Origin of the sequence: Actinomadura pelletieri DSM 43383, assembly GCF_003634705.1 — a bacterium.
Taxonomy (GTDB): Bacteria; Actinomycetota; Actinomycetes; order Streptosporangiales; family Streptosporangiaceae; genus Spirillospora; species Spirillospora pelletieri.
Map to the genome: position 1 here is coordinate 87987 of NZ_RBWU01000002.1, position 15843 is coordinate 103829.

The window sequence follows — 15843 nt, forward strand, 5'->3', positions numbered from 1 at the left end:
GAACCGTGGCCGCCGGGGCACCCGTGAAACGGGCCCGCCGCCCTGGCCAGAACACCCCAAGGAGATCCGTGGACGAGACCACCGAGCCGAGCGTCGAGCTCGACTCCTACGAGGACGCACCGTCCGAGTACAGCACCGAGACCCCCGAGACGGCCGGTGAGAGCTACCTCGGCAAGCCGGTCGCGACCGGCCCCGCCGCCGGTACCGGCCGCCGCAAGCAGGCCATCGCGCGGGTCCGCATCGTCCCCGGCAGCGGCAAGTGGAAGATCAACGGCCGCACCCTGGACCAGTACTTCCCGAACAAGGTCCACCAGCAGATCGTGAACGAGCCGTTCGTGCTGCTGGGCCTGGAGGGCCAGTTCGACGTGCTCGCGCGCGTGAACGGCGGCGGCACCACCGGCCAGGCCGGCGCGCTCCGCCTCGGCATCTCCCGCGCGCTCCAGTTCAGCAACATCGAGCACCGCCCCGCGCTGAAGAAGGCGGGCTTCCTCACCCGCGACGCGCGGGTGCCGGAGCGCAAGAAGGCAGGCCTCAAGAAGGCCCGCAAGGCTCCCCAGTACAGCAAGCGCTGATTTTCCGGGGGGGGCGACCCCCTGGAACCCCGCTCCGACACAGGCGACCGACGACGCCGCCGCGATTCCTCATCCTGCGCATCTCGCACGGCGTCGCCACGGTCGCCTGTGTTGGTTCAGGGGAACCCCTGAACTCCCGCCCCACCACAGCCACCCCTCACACCACCACCACGCTTCACGCGGTGCCGCCACGGTCGCGGAACCACTCCAAGGGGCAACCCTCTTGGAATCCCCTGGCTTCTGTTGGGCGCACAGCGCCGTTGCGGTCCCTGCCTTGGTCTCGGGCGGCGACCTCTGCGGCTCCGTCACGACGCTGGGGGTGCTCACGCCATCGCCGCGGTTCGCGTGGCGTTGCGGGGCGCGGTTTCGGTCCAGGGAGGTGACCCTCTGGATCCCGGTCATGAGGCAGGCGATCCTCATGCCGCTGTTGCGGTCCCGTGCGGGTCTGGGGCGACCGCTGAGGTTCCGTCACGATGCCGGCGGTGCTCACGCCATTGTTGGGGTCGCCCGTGTTGGGGGTGGGCCTTACTTGTTCGGGCGGCCACGTTGGGACGGGCATCGTGGGGTGTGGGGGGTTTGTATGGTCGGTGCCCACTAGATTTGACCGCGCGGAGCGGACCGGGGTTCGTCCCTCGGGAGCCGTCCGCGCGGTTTTTTCGTCATTTCGGGAGTTGAACTGTGGCTCGTCTGTTCGGGACCGATGGTGTGCGGGGGCTCGCCAACCGTGAGTTGACCGCACCGCTCGTCATGGATCTGTCCGTCGCCGCGGCGCGGGTCCTGGGCGAGCAGGGCGCGTTCAAGGGACATCGGCCGCTGGCGGTGGTCGGGCGCGACCCGCGGGCCTCCGGCGAGTTCCTTGAGGCGGCCGTGGTCGCGGGCCTCGCCAGTAGTGGGGTGGACGTGCTGCGCCTCGGTGTCCTGCCGACGCCCGCCGTCGCGCATCTGACGCACGAACTGGACGCCGACCTCGGTGTGATGCTGTCGGCCTCGCACAACCCGGCGCCCGACAACGGCATCAAGTTCTTCGACCGCAGCGGCTACAAGCTTCCCGACGAGCTGGAGGACAGGGTCGAGGCGCGGCTCGGTGAGCCGTGGGACCCGCCGGTCGGTTCCGGTGTCGGACGGGTCCGCGAGGCGCACGGCGCCGTCGAGCAGTACGTGGCGCATCTGCTGTCGACCGTCCCGGTGTCGCTGGACGGTCTGCGCGTCGTCGTCGACTGCGCGAACGGCGCGTCCAGCGATGTGGCGCCGGAGGCGCTGCGCCGGGCGGGAGCCGAGGTGTTCACGATCGGGACGGCCCCGGACGGGCTGAACATCAACCTGGGCTGCGGCTCGACGCATCTGGAGGCGTTGCAGCAGGCCGTCCTGGACTACGGCGCGGACGCGGGCATCGCCAACGACGGTGACGCCGACCGGTGTCTTGCGGTCACCGCGTCCGGGGAGATCGTGGACGGTGACCAGATCATGGCGATCCTGGCGCTCGATCTGCAGAAGTCGGGCGAGCTGACCGCCGACACCGTCGTCGCGACCGTGATGTCGAACCTCGGGTTCAAGCTCGCGATGCGGGACGCGGGCATCAACGTCGTGGAGACCGCGGTCGGTGACCGGTACGTCCTGGAGGCGATGAAGGAGGGCGGGTTCGGGTTCGGCGGCGAACAGTCCGGCCATGTCATCATGCTTGACCACGCGACGACGGGCGACGGTGTCCTGACGGGCCTGCACCTGCTCGCCGCGATGGTGCGCAGCGGCAGCCCCCTGGACGACCTGACGAAGGTGATGACGCGGCTGCCGCAGGTGCTCATCAACGTCGAGGGCGTCGACAAGAACCGGGCCGAGACGTCGCCGGAGCTGGCCATGGCCGTATCCGTCGCCGAGAACGACCTCGGTGACACCGGGCGGGTGCTGATCCGGCCGAGCGGCACCGAGCCGATCGTCCGCGTGATGGTCGAGGCGGCGTCGGAGGACCAGGCCCAGTCGGTCGCCGAGCAGCTCGCCGACGTCGTGCGGTCCGCCCTCACCTAAAGGCGCGCCCGGCCGGGGAGGCGAGCCTCCCCGGCCGGGTTCAGCAGCGTTCGAGGAACGTGCGGAGGGCGTCGTGGTCGGCGCGGGTGACCGGGAGTGAGTACTTCTTGGCGACGCCGATGTACTTGACCGCGTAGGTGCACTGGAACGCCTTCTGCGGTTTCCAGTCGCCGGGGCCGGAGTCGCTCTTCTGGCGGTTGGGGACACCCCAGACGGCCAGCAGGTTGGCGTGGTCGTTGGCGAACCGTTCGCGCCGGTCCTCGCTCCAGCGGGACGCGCCCATCCGCCAGGCGAGCGCGAGCGGGTAGATGTGGTCGATCTGCACCTCGGCGGCGTCCTTCTTGGCGAAGGTGATCTCCTTGCCGCTGTAGGGGTCGTCGAGCCGGCCGCTGAGGACGACGCAGTCGCCCTTCTTCCGGGTCGCCGTCAGGTCGCGGGCGAGGACGTCGTTGCGCTGGTCGCAGCCGTTGCGGTCGATGTCCTTCCACCGTGTGCCGAACCGGTCGCGCTCGTAGCCGTCGCGGTCGCCCTCCGCCGCTATGCGCAGCCCGGACAGGTCACGGCGGGCACCCGTCTCGTCGCCGCTCGGCCGTGGGGCGCCGGTCTCGGAGAGGCCGATGTCGCCCTCGCAGGCCGCCGTCAGCAACGGGACCGCGAGTGCGAGGCCCGCCACCACCCACCGCATCATGACCTCACCGTCCTGGTTTCCCCCTATTTATACGCAATCGGGGTGGAAAGTGGGCCGGAGGCTCGCGGGTGGACGAACTTAGGTCGATCCGGAGTCTGGCCGAAAGGCGGAGGCACATCGCCCTTCAGGCTGACGTGCCATGCGGCGCGGACGGATAGTTTCTAGGCATGCCGATCATCGCCACCCAGGGCCTGACGATGAGGTTCCCCCGGGTGACCGCCCTGGACGACCTCTCCGTGGCCGTCGAACCGGGCGTCGTCGGGCTGGTCGGCGCCAACGGCGCCGGCAAGTCGACGCTCATCAAGATCCTGCTCGGACTGCAGCCGCCGTCCTCCGGGACGGCGACCGTGCTGGGCCTCGACATCGCCCGCGACGGTCTCCGGATCCGGGAGAGCGTCGGGTTCATGCCCGAGTACGAGTGCCTGCCGCCCGACGTGTCCGCGACCGAGTTCGTCGTCCACATGGCCAGAATGTGCGGGCTGCCGCCGTCGGCCGCCCGTGAACGCGCCGCCGACACGCTCCGGCACGTCGGCCTGTACGAGGAGCGCTACCGTCCCATCGGCGGTTACTCCACCGGGATGCGCCAGCGGGTGAAGCTCGCGCAGGCCCTCGTCCACGACCCGAAGCTCGTGTTCCTGGACGAGCCCACCAACGGCCTCGACCCGGCCGGACGCGACGAGATGCTCGACCTGATCCGCCGTATCGGCGCCGAGTTCGGGATCAGCGTGCTCGTCACGTCCCATCTGCTCGGTGAGCTGGAACGGGTCTGCGACCACGTCGTCATCATCGACGGCGGGAAGCTGCTGCGCTCCCAGGCCGTCGAGGCCTACACGGCCGCGAGCGGCGTCCTCACCGTCGAGGTGGAGGAGGGACGCGACGACCTCGGACGGCGCCTGCACGAGCAGGGCGTGTCCGTCCACCCGGAGGGGCGGTTCCTCGTCATCGACATCGCCGGTGAGACGACCTACGACCTGATCCGCGACGGTGTCGCCGACCTCGGGCTGCGGCTGATCCGGATGGAGCAGCGCCGCCACCACATCGAGGAGGTCTTCCAGACCGCGCCGCAGGGTCCTCCGGGCCCGCACGCGGCCGGGACCGTCCCGCAGGGGGTGTCCCGATGAGCACGAGCACCATCCACGACATCGGGTACCGGCACTACGACGGGCGCCGCAACGGCCGCGCCTACGTGATCCGGTCGCTGTACGTCCACAACCTGCGGGCCGCGTTCGGCCTCGGCCGGCCCGTACGCGCCAAGATCATGCCGTTCGTGCTGGCCGCGCTGATGCTGCTTCCGGCCGCCGGGTCCGTCGCCGCGTTCGCGTTCACCAAGCAGGAGGACGCGCTGATCCCGTACGCGTCCTATGCGAACCTGATGCAGGTCATCGTGGCGATCTTCCTGGCCACGCAGGCGCCGGTACTGGCCTCGCGGGAGGTGCGTTTCCACGTCGTCCCGCTGTACTTCTCCCGTCCCGTGGGCCATCTCGACTTCGTCCTGGCCAAGGGCGCGGCGATGGCGACCGCGCTGCTGGCGCTGCTGGCCGTGCCCGTCACCGTGCTGTACGTCGGCGGCCTGGTCACCAAGGCGCCCGACTCGAGCCGGCAGTTGCTCGACTATCTCGGCGGGCTCGTCGGGTGCGTGCTGTACGCGCTGGTCCTCGCCGCGATCGGCATGGTCGTCGCGGCGTTCACGCCCCGGCGCGGCTTCGGGGTCGCCGCGGTCATCGCCGCGTACATGGTGCCCACCGCCGTCGCGACGGCCGTCCAGGGCATCGCGGAGGCGGAGACGAACTTCACCCTCCAGGGCTGGATGGGGCTGCTCGCGCCGTTCAACCTGGTCGACATCGTGCAGGTCCGGCTGCTCGGCGCGGAGACGTCCTCGCCCGGCATCGCGCCCGGTGTCACCGGTGGCCTGGTGGCGCTGGCGTTGTGCGCCGCCATCGTCCTCGGCTCGATCGCGGTGCTGTACCGCAGGTTCCGGAAGGCGGGCCTGTCATGAGCGGAGCGAACCGGGGGGTGTGGGGGGTCGTCCCCCCACAAAGGAGCACAGCATGAGCGAGTTGATTCTCGAGAACGTGTCGCGGTGGTACGGCAACGTCGTCGCCGTCAACGGGGTGTCGATGAGGATCGGCCCGGGTGTCACCGGGCTGCTCGGGCCGAACGGCGCCGGAAAGTCGACGCTGATCCACATGATGGGCGGGTTCCTCGCGCCGTCGTCCGGGACCGTCACGTTGGACGGGACGCCGATCTGGAGCAACCCGGGCATCTACCGCAGTCTCGGACTCGTCCCGGAACGCGAGTCGGCGTACGACTTCCTCACCGGCGAACAGTTCATCGTCGCGATGGCGAAGCTGCACAAGCTGCCCGACCCGAACGGCGCCGCGCGCCGCGCCATCGGCCTCGTCGAGATGGACTACGCGGCCCAACGCACGATCGGCAAGTACTCCAAGGGCATGAAGCAGCGCATCAAGATGGCGTCCGCGCTGGTGCACGACCCGCCCGTCCTGCTGCTGGACGAGCCGTTCAACGGCATGGACCCGCGGCAGCGGATCCAGCTCATGGAGCTCATCCGCAGGATGGCCGACGAGGGCCGCACGATCCTGTTCTCCTCCCACATCCTGGAGGAGGTCGAGCGGCTCGCCAGCCACATCGAGGTCATCGTCGCGGGACGGCATGCCGCGTCCGGCGACTTCCGCAAGATCCGGCGGTTGATGACGGACCGGCCGCACATCTTCCTCGTCCGTTCGTCCGACGACCGGCGGCTCGCCGCCGCCCTCATCGCGGACGGCTCGTCCCGCAGCGTGCAGCTCACCGACAAGGGCCTGCAGATCGAGGCCGTCGACTTCCAGCGTTTCACCTGGCTGCTGCCGCGCCTGGCCCGCGACACCGACGTGCGCCTCTGGGAGGTCTCCCCGGCGGACGAGTCCCTGGAAAGCGTCTTCTCCTACCTGGTGGCCCGATGAACTCCACGATCGCGATGATGACGTTCCGGTCGATGCTCGGCCGCAAGCGTGCGCTGCTCCTGATGGGGTTGCCACTGATCATGCTCGTGCTGGCGGCGGTCCTGCGCGTGACCGGCAACGACGACCTGGACATCTCGTCCGACATCCTGCAGCAGTTCGGTCTCGCGACTCTGCTGCCGCTGCTCGCGCTGATCGCCGGAACGGGTGTGATCGGGCCGGAGATCGACGACGGTCAGATCATGTACGTGCTGACCAAGCCGATCCCGCGGGAGGTGATCGTGCTGACCAAGCTGGTCGTCGCGATCATCCTGGTGACGGTGTTCGCGGTCGTGCCGACGCTGCTGGCGGGGCTCATCCTGATCGGCACGACCGGCGGGGTCACGCCCGCGTTCACGGTCGGCGTCCTGGTCGGCGGTGTCGCCTACAGCGCCGTGTTCGTCGCGCTCGGCGTCGCCAGCCGGAACGCCGCCACGATCGGGTTGCTGTACGCGCTGGTGTGGGAGTCGCTGCTCGGCAGGTTCGCGCCGGGCGCGAAGTCGGCGTCCATCCAGCAGTGGTCCCTGTCGGTCACGGACGCGCTCACCGACGCGTCGCCGGTCGTCTCGACCGTTCGACTGGCCGTGGCGATCTCGCTCCTGGTCGTGGTCACGCTCGTGGCGACGTTCCTGGCCACGTTCCGGCTCCGCACCCTCACGGTCGCCAGCGCCGACTGACGCGCCGACCGTCACGCTTTTGTGATCGATCGGACCGACCGGACGAGAGCCGATGCACCAGGATTGAGCGCCCACGAAGGAGCTCCCCATGGTCACCTCTCCCCAGTCGCCCGATCTCGTCCATCCGCCGAGCGGGGCCTCGGTTCCCGCGCTCATCGGCCTCGGCGCGAACGCGGTCATGCTGAACATCGTCACCGTCGTCGGGGTGTGGACGGTCTATGTGGTCGACGACGGCACGGACGAGGCCCGGAACGCGGGTGATCTCCTCGCGTTCGGGACGTTCGTGGCGGCGCTGCTCGTCGTCGCCACCGGCGTCGCCGTGATCGCCTGGCTGTGGCGGGCGCGGGCGAACGCCGAAATCATCGACGACCTCTCGGCGAGCTGGTCATCGCCGTGGGTGATCCTCGGCTGGATCGTGCCGATCATGAACCTGTGGGTGCCGCGCGGTGTCGTCGGCGCGGTGTGGCGCGTCAGCGCTCCGCACCGCGAGTCGCCGTGGCCGGTGAACCTGTGGTGGACGGCCTTCCTGGCGTATCTGATCGGTGGACGTTTCGCCAGCACGAACCCCGCCGACGGGTTCCGCTCGGACATCTACCCGTTCGTCACCTTCACCGGTGCCCTCGCGGCCCTGTTCGCGATGATGGTCGTCTGGCGGATCACCCGGTTCCAGGAGGCACAGGCCGTCCGCCTCCGGGAGGCCCTCGCGCCCGGACACTAACCGGACTTTGGGACACGCCTGTCAGGCTCGATCCTGACTGTGTGGCACCCTGCGTGTTACAACGGCACGGAGGGTCGTGAACGTCTCGGATACAGGAGTGCTCCCATGGCAGTGTCGCGCCGTCAGGTATTGACCGGAACGGGGATGGCAGGGGCGGGGATCGTCTTCGGCGGTGCCGTCGAGCACCTGTTCGCGAACGGGAGGGCCGACGCGTCGATCATGGGTCGTGCCGGGTACGGGCCGCTCGTCCCCGACCCGAACGGCTTACTGGACCTGCCGCGCGGCTTCCGGTACACCGTGCTGTCCCGCGAGGGCGAGCCGCTGCGCTCGGGGGAGGGGCCGGTGCCGAGCCGCTGCGACGGCATGGCGGCGTTCCCCGGCGAGAAGAACCGGACCTGGCTCGTCCGCAACCACGAGAATCCGCCGTCCGCCACGCACCGCGTTCCGGCCGTCAAGGGGCTCACCTACGATCCCGGGGCGCTCGGCGGCTGCACGGCCCTGGAGGTCGACGCGTCGGGACGTGTCCACACCGAACGCGTCGCCATCGCCGGGACGGCCGTCAACTGCGCGGGCGGCCCCACCCCCTGGAACACCTGGCTGACCTGCGAGGAGACCGAAGAGAGGGCGGGCTCCGGCAACTACACCAAAGACCACGGCTTCATCTTCGAGGTCGACCCGTACCGGCCGGACAGGACCGTCCCGGAGCCGCTGACCGCGATGGGACGCTTCTCCCACGAGGCGGTCGCCGTCGACCCGCGCGACGGCACCGTGTACGAGACCGAGGACGCGTTCGAGAAGCCGTTCGGCCTCTTCTACCGGTTCCTGCCGGCGAAGCCGCGCCGCGGGTCCGGCGCCCTGCGGGCCGGTGGACGGCTGGAGGCGCTGCGCGTCCCCGACGTCCCCGACCTGTCGGCGGTGCGGGAACCCGGCACGGTGTTCGACCGCGTCGAGTGGCTGCCGGTGCCCGACCCCCTCGCGAAGAAGACGCCGATCCGGTTCCAGGACTTCGGCCGCGGCGGCATCACGCACGCGCAGAAACTGGAGGGCTGTTACTGGGGCGGCGACCGCGTCTACTTCGTGTCGAGCTTCGCCCGCAGGAAGGACGGGTCGAGCGCCGACCACTTCGGACAGGTGTGGTCGTACGAGCCGGACCGGCGCCGCCTCACCCTCGTCATCGTCTTCGGTCCGGGCACCGACACGTCGCTGCCGGGCGAGTCGCCGGACAACATCTGCCTGGCACCCGAGGGCGGTCTGATGGTGTGCGAGGACGGCGGCGGTGCCCAGCACGTCTACGGCGTGACCCGGCAGCGCGAGGTCTATCCGATGGCCAGGAACAGGAAGAACATCCGCACCGAGGACGACCCCGAGTGGGGCGAGTTCGCGGGCGTCACGTTCTCCCCGGACAAACGCACGATGTACGTCAACGTCTACCGGCCGGGCACCACGTTCGCCATCACCGGCCCCTGGCAGGGCCGCTAGATACGCCGCAGCTTCACGCGCTGGACGGTGTGGTCGCGTCCCTTGTGGAGGACGAGGGTGGCGCGGGCGCGGGTCGGGAGGATGTTGGAGACGAGGTTGATCTCGTTGACGTCCCGCCAGACGCGCTGGGCGAACGCGGCGGTCTCGTCCTCGTCGAGTTCATGCGCGTACTTGTGGAAGTAGGAGCGCGGGTCGGTGAACGCGGTGCGGCGCAGCGCGAACAGACGGTCGACGTACCACTGCCGGATGTCCTCGACCCGGGCGTCGACGTAGATGGAGAAGTCGAAGAAGTCGGATACGCCCAGGGCGCCGGGCGGGGGCGCCTGGAGCACGTTCAGGCCCTCGACGATCAGGATGTCGGGGCGCCGGACGGTCTGTGCCGCGCCCGCGACGATGTCGTACTCCAGATGCGAGTAGACCGGGATCCGGACCTCGTCCGCGCCGGACTTGATCGACGACACGAACCGGACGAGGGATCGGCGGTCGTAGGACTCGGGAAACCCCTTCCGGTCCATGATGCCGCGCTCGGACAGGACGGCGTTCGGGTACAGGAAGCTGTCGGTGGTGACCAATTCCACTGTCGGGTGCTCGGGCCAGCGGGCGAGGAGCGTCCGCAGCAGCCGGGACGTGGTGGACTTGCCGACGGCGACGCTGCCCGCCACCCCGATGATGAACGGTGTGGGCTCGACCGTCCCGCCGAGAAAGTCGCCGACGGTGTCACGGAGTCGTCCTTCCGACTGGAAGAACAGGTTGAGTAACCGCGAAAGCGGCAGGTACACCTCCTCGACCTCGGTGATGTCGATCGGGTCCTTGAGGCCGCGCAACGCGTTCAGCTCACCGGGAGTGAGGGGCAGCGGCGTGTTCTCGCGCAGGCCGCGCCAGGCTTCACGGGGTAGTTCCACGTAGGGGCTCGGCACGCTGTCCCATCCGGTCGTCATGACTGAACAGTAACCGTCGGGTCCACCGGTCACGGCGGTTTCCCCCCTCGCCGCGTCCCGCGCGGGCCCGGCTGCTCCGTTCCAGGTAGGCCCCTGGCCTGGCATTGAATAGAGTTGCCGCATGTGCGGAATCGTGGGGTACGTAGGCGGCCGGGCGGCGCTCGACGTGGTCGTCGATGGGTTGGCGCGGCTGGAGTACCGCGGCTACGACTCGGCCGGGGTGGCCGTGCTGGCCGATGGGAAGCTGGCGACGGCGAAGCGGGCGGGCAAGCTCGTGAACCTGCGGGGCGTCCTGGAGGAGGATCCGCCTCCCGCGGGGACGCTCGGCATGGGGCACACGCGGTGGGCGACGCACGGCCCGCCCAACGACCGCAACGCCCACCCGCATGTCGACTGCACCGGCTCCGTCGCGGTGATCCACAACGGGATCATCGAGAACTTCGCGGAACTGCGCGCCGAGCTGGAGGAGAACGGGCACGGACTCGCCTCCGACACCGACACCGAGGCGGTCGCGCACCTGCTGGAGGAGGAGCTGAAGGCGGGCGACGGGCTCGCCGCGGCGATGCGCCGCGTGTGCGGGCGGCTGGACGGCGCGTTCACGCTGGTCGCCATGCACACCGGCGACCCCGACCTGGTGGTCGGCGCGCGCCGTAACTCGCCGCTGGTCGTCGGGGTCGGCGCCGGGGAGAACTTCCTCGCCAGCGATGTCGCCGCGTTCATCGCGCACACCAGGGACGCGATCGAGCTGGGCCAGGACCAGATCGTCGAGCTGCGCGCCGACGGGGTGCGGATCACCGACTTCGAGGGGCGCCCCGCCGAGGTGAAGGAGTACCACGTCGACTGGGACGTGTCCGCCGCGGAGAAGGGCGGCTACGACTACTTCATGCTCAAGGAGATCGCCGAGCAGCCGCGGGCGGTCGCCGACACCCTGCTCGGCCGGATCGGCACCGACGGCCGTCTCCGGCTGGACGAGATGCGCATCTCCGACCGTGAGCTGCGCGAGGTCGACAAGATCATCATTGTGGCGTGCGGGACGTCCTACCATGCCGGGCTGATCGCCAAGTACGCGATCGAGCACTGGGCCGGGCTGCCGTGCGAGGTGGAGCTGGCGAGCGAGTTCCGCTACCGCGACCCGATCCTGTCGCCGACGACGCTGGTCATCGCGATCTCCCAGTCGGGGGAGACGATGGACGCCCTGATGGCCGTCCGGCACGCACGGGAGCAGCGGGCCAAGCTGCTCGGCATCTGCAACGTCAACGGCTCGACGCTGCCGCGCGAGTGCGACGGCGTCCTGTACACGCACGCGGGCCCGGAGATCGCGGTCGCGTCCACCAAGGCGTTCCTCACGCAGCTCGTCGCCGTCTACCTCATCGCCCTCTACATCGCGCAGACCCGCGGCACCAAGTGGGGCGACGAGGTGTTCGCGATGGTGCAGCTCCTGGAGCGGATGCCGGAGAAGGTGGAGAAGGTCCTGGAGACCATGGAGCCCGTCCGCGAGCTGGCCCGGTCGCTGGCCGGGGAGCGGTGCGTGTTGTTCCTCGGCCGCCATGTCGGCTTCCCGGTCGCCCTGGAGGGCGCGCTGAAGCTCAAGGAACTGGCGTACATGCACGCGGAGGGCTTCGCCGCGGGCGAGCTGAAGCACGGCCCGATCGCGCTGATCGAGGAGGGCCTGCCGGTGGTGGTGGTCGTGCCGCCACGGGCGCGGGACGTCCTGCACGACAAGATCGTCTCCAATATCCAGGAGATCCGGGCCCGGGGCGCCCGGACGATCGTGATCGCCGAGGAGGGCGACGAGTCCGTCGTGCCGTACGCGGACACGCTGATCGGCGTTCCGGCCGTCCCGACGCTGCTCCAGCCGCTGGTCACGACCGTCCCGCTGCAGGTGTTCGCGTGCGAGCTGGCCACGGCGAAGGGCCATGACGTCGACCAGCCCCGCAACCTCGCCAAGTCCGTCACGGTCGAGTAGCGACGGAACGTTCCGGAAACCGGGCCCGCGACCCGTGAAGGGTCGGGGCCCGGACGGTCGTGGACGTGCTTCGACCGGTGCCGCACGCCGTCCGGGCGACCGATTTCGGGGTCGTCGTAGCGTGATTTCCGGACGTCGTGTTCGGCGCCGAGCCGTGATGCGACACTAAGTGTCCGGAGAGTCTCGCGCACACCATTGGGCGCAAATCTCCACTGAACTGAGAATCTCAGTTCAGCTGTAATTTGCAGAGATTGTTTCAGTGCCGGTCGAAACGACCGGCCTTCGCGTCCCTGACGAAGTCGCGCCATTCACCCAGACCGAACCCGAGGCGTGTCGCGGTGTCCTCGGTGTCCCGGACGGATATCGCGTCCTCGGTGAGTCGTGCGACCTCGACGCACGCGTTGCTGGCGCATCGAGTACTCCTTCTCCAACGGGCGGGCGTTGTCTCGTGGACCAAACTCATTCCGGCTCCTGCCTCGAAAGTTGCATTTGCCCGCGGCCACGCTGCCGGTGCTGAGCACACGGTAACAAGGGTGGAAAAAACTACTGATCACCCACGATCAGGACGGTGTTCCTGTGGCCGGAGTGGCAGAGAAGGAGCAGAGTTGCCGGTGTGCGGGCGACGAGCCGTGTCCGGTGTGGACCCGGCTCGTCCGCCGCGGTGCCCTGCCGCGCCCTCGTGAGGCGCGAACGGGACTTATCCGCCTGTCATCGGCCCAAATCGAACGCGCCTTTCTTGGCTTGTTCGACGAACTCCCGCCACTCTCCCTGGGAGAACGACAGGACCGGGCTCTGCGCACCGTGCTTGGCATCACGCGCCCCAATGAATTGGGACGACCCGGCCAGTGAGGCGATTTCTACGCAGGTGTTGCTCGCCCCGCAGTGGGCGCTTCTCCTCCATTGCGGAGCAGGAGTGACGAAACGGGACACTCGGTGCCTTTCACAAGGATTAAGCCCCTTTGCGGACCTTCACCAGGCATCCCTGGCCTCGAGAATGCGCCGCCGTGAATCGGCGGGATCGAGGGCCTGGCCGGCCAGGCTCTGATAGGCGAGAGTGTACATATGAGTGACAGCCTCTTCCGCAAAGTGGCTGATCGTCAGTGATTCCGTGTGAACGATATCAGGGAAAACGATGTCGTGCACCGGTGAGAATTGCAGAAGGATAAACGACTCGGCCAACACCGAGTGTGCCGCGTTCAAAGGCAGGATCTGTACGGTCACGTTCGGAAGGTCGGCCATCCTACAGAGATGTTCGAGTTGCTCCCGCATGACGTTCCGGTCCCCGATCCGGCGTTGGAGAACCGCCTCGTCGAGAACCACCGACAGTTCCAGCGGACGGGGCCGCTGGAGAACCTCCCGGCGGCGCATTCGCACGTCCAGCCTGCGCTCCAGTTCCTGCGGTGGCAGGGTCGCCAGGTCGCTCCAGCCGTCGATGACGATCCGCGCGTAGTTCTCGGTCTGCAGCAACCCGGGGAACACCGTGCTGCCCCATTCCCGCACCGCCGTCGCCTCGGCCTCCAGCGCGATGTAGTCGGCCAGGGGGCTCGGCAGGTCGCGGTACTCCTCCCACCAGCCGCGCCGCGCGGCGTCGTGCGCCAGCGAGACGAGGTCCTCGCGGCGCCCGCCGTCGATCTCGTAGACGTCGAGCAGGCGCCGCACATCGCCGATCTTCGCGCCGGTCCGCGCGTTCTCGATCCGGCTGACCTTCGCCGTGGACCAGGCCAGCCGCTCGGCGACCTCGTCCCCGGTGAGTCCCCGCCGCTCGCGCAGCCGCCGCAGTTCGGCGGCCAGCCGCCGCTGCCGGACGGAGGGACCACGGGAAGTGCTCATTGCTCGGGCCTCTCCAGTCCAGGCGGACTGATCTGGGCGCGTTCTGCCGTACCGGGGGGCCGCAGCGCGCGAACATCGGACCGGATGACCAAGATTCTACGGCCGATCAATCACCCCCGCACCTGACGCTGAAACTTGCAATGCAAGCTGCAATTGCGGAGGGGGACGCGCTCCCGGAGAGCCGCTCCGTGGCACCCTGAGGGTGTGATCGACGGACCGTGAGCGATGGGGAGCCGCGGATGAGGTACGCGCACGAGGTCGGCAAGGTTCGGGCGGCCGAGCAGGCCCTGATGGCCCGGCTCCCGGAGGGCACGCTGATGCAGCGCGCCGCCGCCGGGCTGGCGTCGGTGTGCGCGCGCCTCCTGCCCGCCGTCTACGGGGCCCGGGTGGTGCTCCTCGTCGGCGGCGGAGACAACGGCGGCGACGCCCTGTACGCGGGTGCCCGCCTCGCCCGTCGCGGCGCCCGCGTGCAGACCGTCCAGGCCGGGTCGAAGATCCACCACGGCGGTCTGGCCGCACTCCGGGCCGCCGGCGGTCGACTCCTGGACGAGCACGAGACCGCCGGCGCCATCGCGGACGCCGACCTGATCATCGACGGGTTGACCGGCATCGGCGGGACGGGCGGCCTCCGCGAACCCCACGCCCGCCACGCCGCGCTCGCCTCCGAGTCCGCCGGGCTCGTCGTCGCCTGCGACGTCCCGAGCGGCGTGGACGCCAGTACCGGGCGCGTCGAGGGGACCGCCGTCCACGCCGACGTCACCGTCACCTTCGGCACGCACAAACCGGGCCTGCTGATCGACCCGGGCGCCTCCCACTGCGGCGTGGTCGAACTGGTCGACATCGGGCTCGGCCCCGACCTGCCCGACCCGGACGTCGTCGCGGCCCGGCCGACGGACCTCCAGCCGCCCGAGCCCGCGCCCGAGTCCGACAAGTACCGCCGCGGCGTCGTCGGCATCCTCGCGGGCGGCGACGCCTACACCGGCGCGGCCGTGCTCAGCGTCGGCGGGGCCGCCCACGGCGGCGCGGGCATGGTCCGGTTCGCCTCCGTCGCCCACCCGGTCGAACTCGTCCGGCAGCGCTGGCCCGAGGCCGTCACCACGGTCCTCGACCCCGGCCCGCACGGACCGTCGGTCCTCGACCGCGTCGGCCGCGTCCAGGCCTGGGTCGTCGGCCCCGGCCTCGGCACCGGCGACGCCGCCGAGTCGCTCCTGCACGCCGTTCTCACCACCGACCTGCCCGTGCTCGTCGACGCCGACGGTCTCACCGTCCTGGCCCGGCGCCGCGACCTGCTCGCCCGCGCCGCGCCGACCGTCCTCACCCCCCACGCCGGGGAACTGTCCCGCCTCGTCGACGCCTCCCGCGACGCCATCGAGGCCGCCCGCCTCGAACACGTCCGGCGCGCCGCCGCCGAACTGTCCGCGACCGTCCTGCTCAAGGGCTCCACCACGCTGGTCGCCGAGCAGGACCGTCCCGTCCGCGTCAACCCGACCGGCACCCCGCGCCTCGCCACCGCCGGGACGGGCGACGTCCTCGCCGGCCTCATCGGAGCCCTGTTGGCGGGCGGTATGCCCGCCATCGACGCCGCCGCGACCGGCGCCTACCTCCACGGCCTGGCCGCCCGGCTGGCCGCCGCCCCCACCCCGGGCCCCGAGGCCCCCATCACCGCCCCCGACGTGATCGACGCCCTGCCCGCCGCCTTCCGCGCCCTGCGCACTTGAGGCCGCGGGGCGTTGCGGTGACATCGACCACCGCCGCGACCACGCACCAACCCCGACCGTTGCGATCGCGTCCGAAGGCAGGTTTCGAGCGAAGGCGAGAACCTGATCGCGCAGCGAGCCGCAAGGCGAGCCGGAGCGAGCCGCAAGGCGAGCCGGAGCGACGTGGCGATCGCATACAGTGACCGACGCTGGAGGGCCGCCAGGCCCGAAGGAGGAGGTCACTGAGAGAGACAGGGCAC

The 15843-nt window shown here is 70.0% G+C and carries 15 protein-coding genes; 10 read left to right on the forward strand and 5 right to left on the reverse strand.

The window, feature by feature from the left end:
• Positions 1 to 68: 68 nt before the first annotated feature.
• Positions 69 to 572 (forward strand): 30S ribosomal protein S9, encoded by a 504-nt coding sequence (gene rpsI, locus BZB76_RS07210; protein ID WP_121433551.1) that lies wholly within the window; start codon positions 69 to 71, stop codon positions 570 to 572.
• Positions 573 to 1250: 678 nt separating this feature from the next.
• The gene (glmM, locus tag BZB76_RS07215) at positions 1251 to 2594 is read left to right on the forward strand and encodes a phosphoglucosamine mutase (protein WP_121433552.1); all 1344 of its coding nucleotides are present in this window, start codon (positions 1251 to 1253) and stop codon (positions 2592 to 2594) included.
• A gap of 40 nt (positions 2595 to 2634) precedes the next feature.
• Here the strand turns inward: glmM and BZB76_RS07220 are convergent, their stop codons facing one another.
• Positions 2635 to 3282: an HNH endonuclease family protein gene (locus BZB76_RS07220; protein WP_121433553.1), complete on the reverse strand. Its 648-nt coding sequence runs from the start codon at positions 3280 to 3282 to the stop codon at positions 2635 to 2637.
• A gap of 167 nt (positions 3283 to 3449) precedes the next feature.
• On the opposite strand from BZB76_RS07220, the gene BZB76_RS07225 reads away from it, so the two are divergent.
• The 6 genes from BZB76_RS07225 (at position 3450) to BZB76_RS07250 (ending at position 9152) form a co-directional block, all read left to right on the forward strand.
• Positions 3450 to 4403 carry an ABC transporter ATP-binding protein gene (locus BZB76_RS07225; protein ID WP_121433554.1) on the forward strand — a complete coding sequence of 318 codons (954 nt, stop codon included), beginning with the start codon at positions 3450 to 3452 and terminating at the stop codon, positions 4401 to 4403.
• Entirely contained in the window at positions 4400 to 5278 is an 879-nt protein-coding gene (locus tag BZB76_RS07230) for an ABC transporter permease (RefSeq protein WP_121433555.1), read from the forward strand. Before BZB76_RS07225 ends, BZB76_RS07230 begins: the two co-directional genes overlap by 4 nt.
• Positions 5279 to 5330: 52 nt before the next feature.
• Entirely contained in the window at positions 5331 to 6242 is a 912-nt protein-coding gene (locus BZB76_RS07235; RefSeq protein ID WP_121433556.1) for an ABC transporter ATP-binding protein, read from the forward strand.
• Positions 6239 to 6955, forward strand: a complete 717-nt coding sequence (locus BZB76_RS07240; RefSeq protein ID WP_121433557.1) for an ABC transporter permease — start codon at positions 6239 to 6241, stop codon at positions 6953 to 6955. Before BZB76_RS07235 ends, BZB76_RS07240 begins: the two co-directional genes overlap by 4 nt.
• 88 nt (positions 6956 to 7043) lie before the next feature.
• Positions 7044 to 7673, forward strand: coding sequence for a DUF4328 domain-containing protein (locus BZB76_RS07245; RefSeq protein WP_121433558.1), 630 nt, complete (start codon positions 7044 to 7046; stop codon positions 7671 to 7673).
• A 105-nt stretch (positions 7674 to 7778) separates the two neighbouring features.
• On the forward strand, positions 7779 to 9152 hold the full coding sequence (locus BZB76_RS07250; RefSeq protein WP_121433559.1) for an alkaline phosphatase PhoX: 1374 nt from the start codon (positions 7779 to 7781) through the stop codon (positions 9150 to 9152).
• Here the strand turns inward: BZB76_RS07250 and coaA are convergent.
• Complete coding sequence (gene coaA / locus BZB76_RS07255; protein ID WP_121433560.1) at positions 9149 to 10090, reverse strand: type I pantothenate kinase; 942 nt, start codon at positions 10088 to 10090, stop codon at positions 9149 to 9151. The two genes, BZB76_RS07250 and coaA, sit on opposite strands and share 4 nt — an antisense overlap.
• 121 nt (positions 10091 to 10211) lie before the next feature.
• Here coaA and glmS point away from each other — a divergent pair, with 121 nt between their 5' ends.
• Positions 10212 to 12056 carry a glutamine--fructose-6-phosphate transaminase (isomerizing) gene (gene glmS / locus BZB76_RS07260; RefSeq protein WP_121433561.1) on the forward strand — a complete coding sequence of 615 codons (1845 nt, stop codon included), beginning with the start codon at positions 10212 to 10214 and terminating at the stop codon, positions 12054 to 12056.
• A gap of 256 nt (positions 12057 to 12312) precedes the next feature.
• Here the strand turns inward: glmS and BZB76_RS07265 are convergent, their stop codons facing one another.
• From BZB76_RS07265 to BZB76_RS07275, 3 genes are all read right to left on the reverse strand, one after another.
• Entirely contained in the window at positions 12313 to 12519 is a 207-nt protein-coding gene (locus BZB76_RS07265) for a DUF397 domain-containing protein (protein ID WP_121433562.1), read from the reverse strand.
• Between the two features lie 245 nt (positions 12520 to 12764).
• On the reverse strand, positions 12765 to 12986 hold the full coding sequence (locus BZB76_RS07270) for a DUF397 domain-containing protein (protein WP_121433563.1): 222 nt from the start codon (positions 12984 to 12986) through the stop codon (positions 12765 to 12767).
• Between the two features lie 39 nt (positions 12987 to 13025).
• On the reverse strand, positions 13026 to 13886 hold the full coding sequence (locus BZB76_RS07275; RefSeq protein WP_121433564.1) for a helix-turn-helix domain-containing protein: 861 nt from the start codon (positions 13884 to 13886) through the stop codon (positions 13026 to 13028).
• 239 nt (positions 13887 to 14125) lie between these two features.
• On the opposite strand from BZB76_RS07275, the gene BZB76_RS07280 reads away from it, so the two are divergent.
• A complete protein-coding gene (locus tag BZB76_RS07280) occupies positions 14126 to 15604 on the forward strand; it encodes an NAD(P)H-hydrate dehydratase (protein ID WP_121433565.1) in 1479 nt (492 codons plus the stop codon).
• The last annotated feature ends 239 nt before the right edge of the window (positions 15605 to 15843 follow it).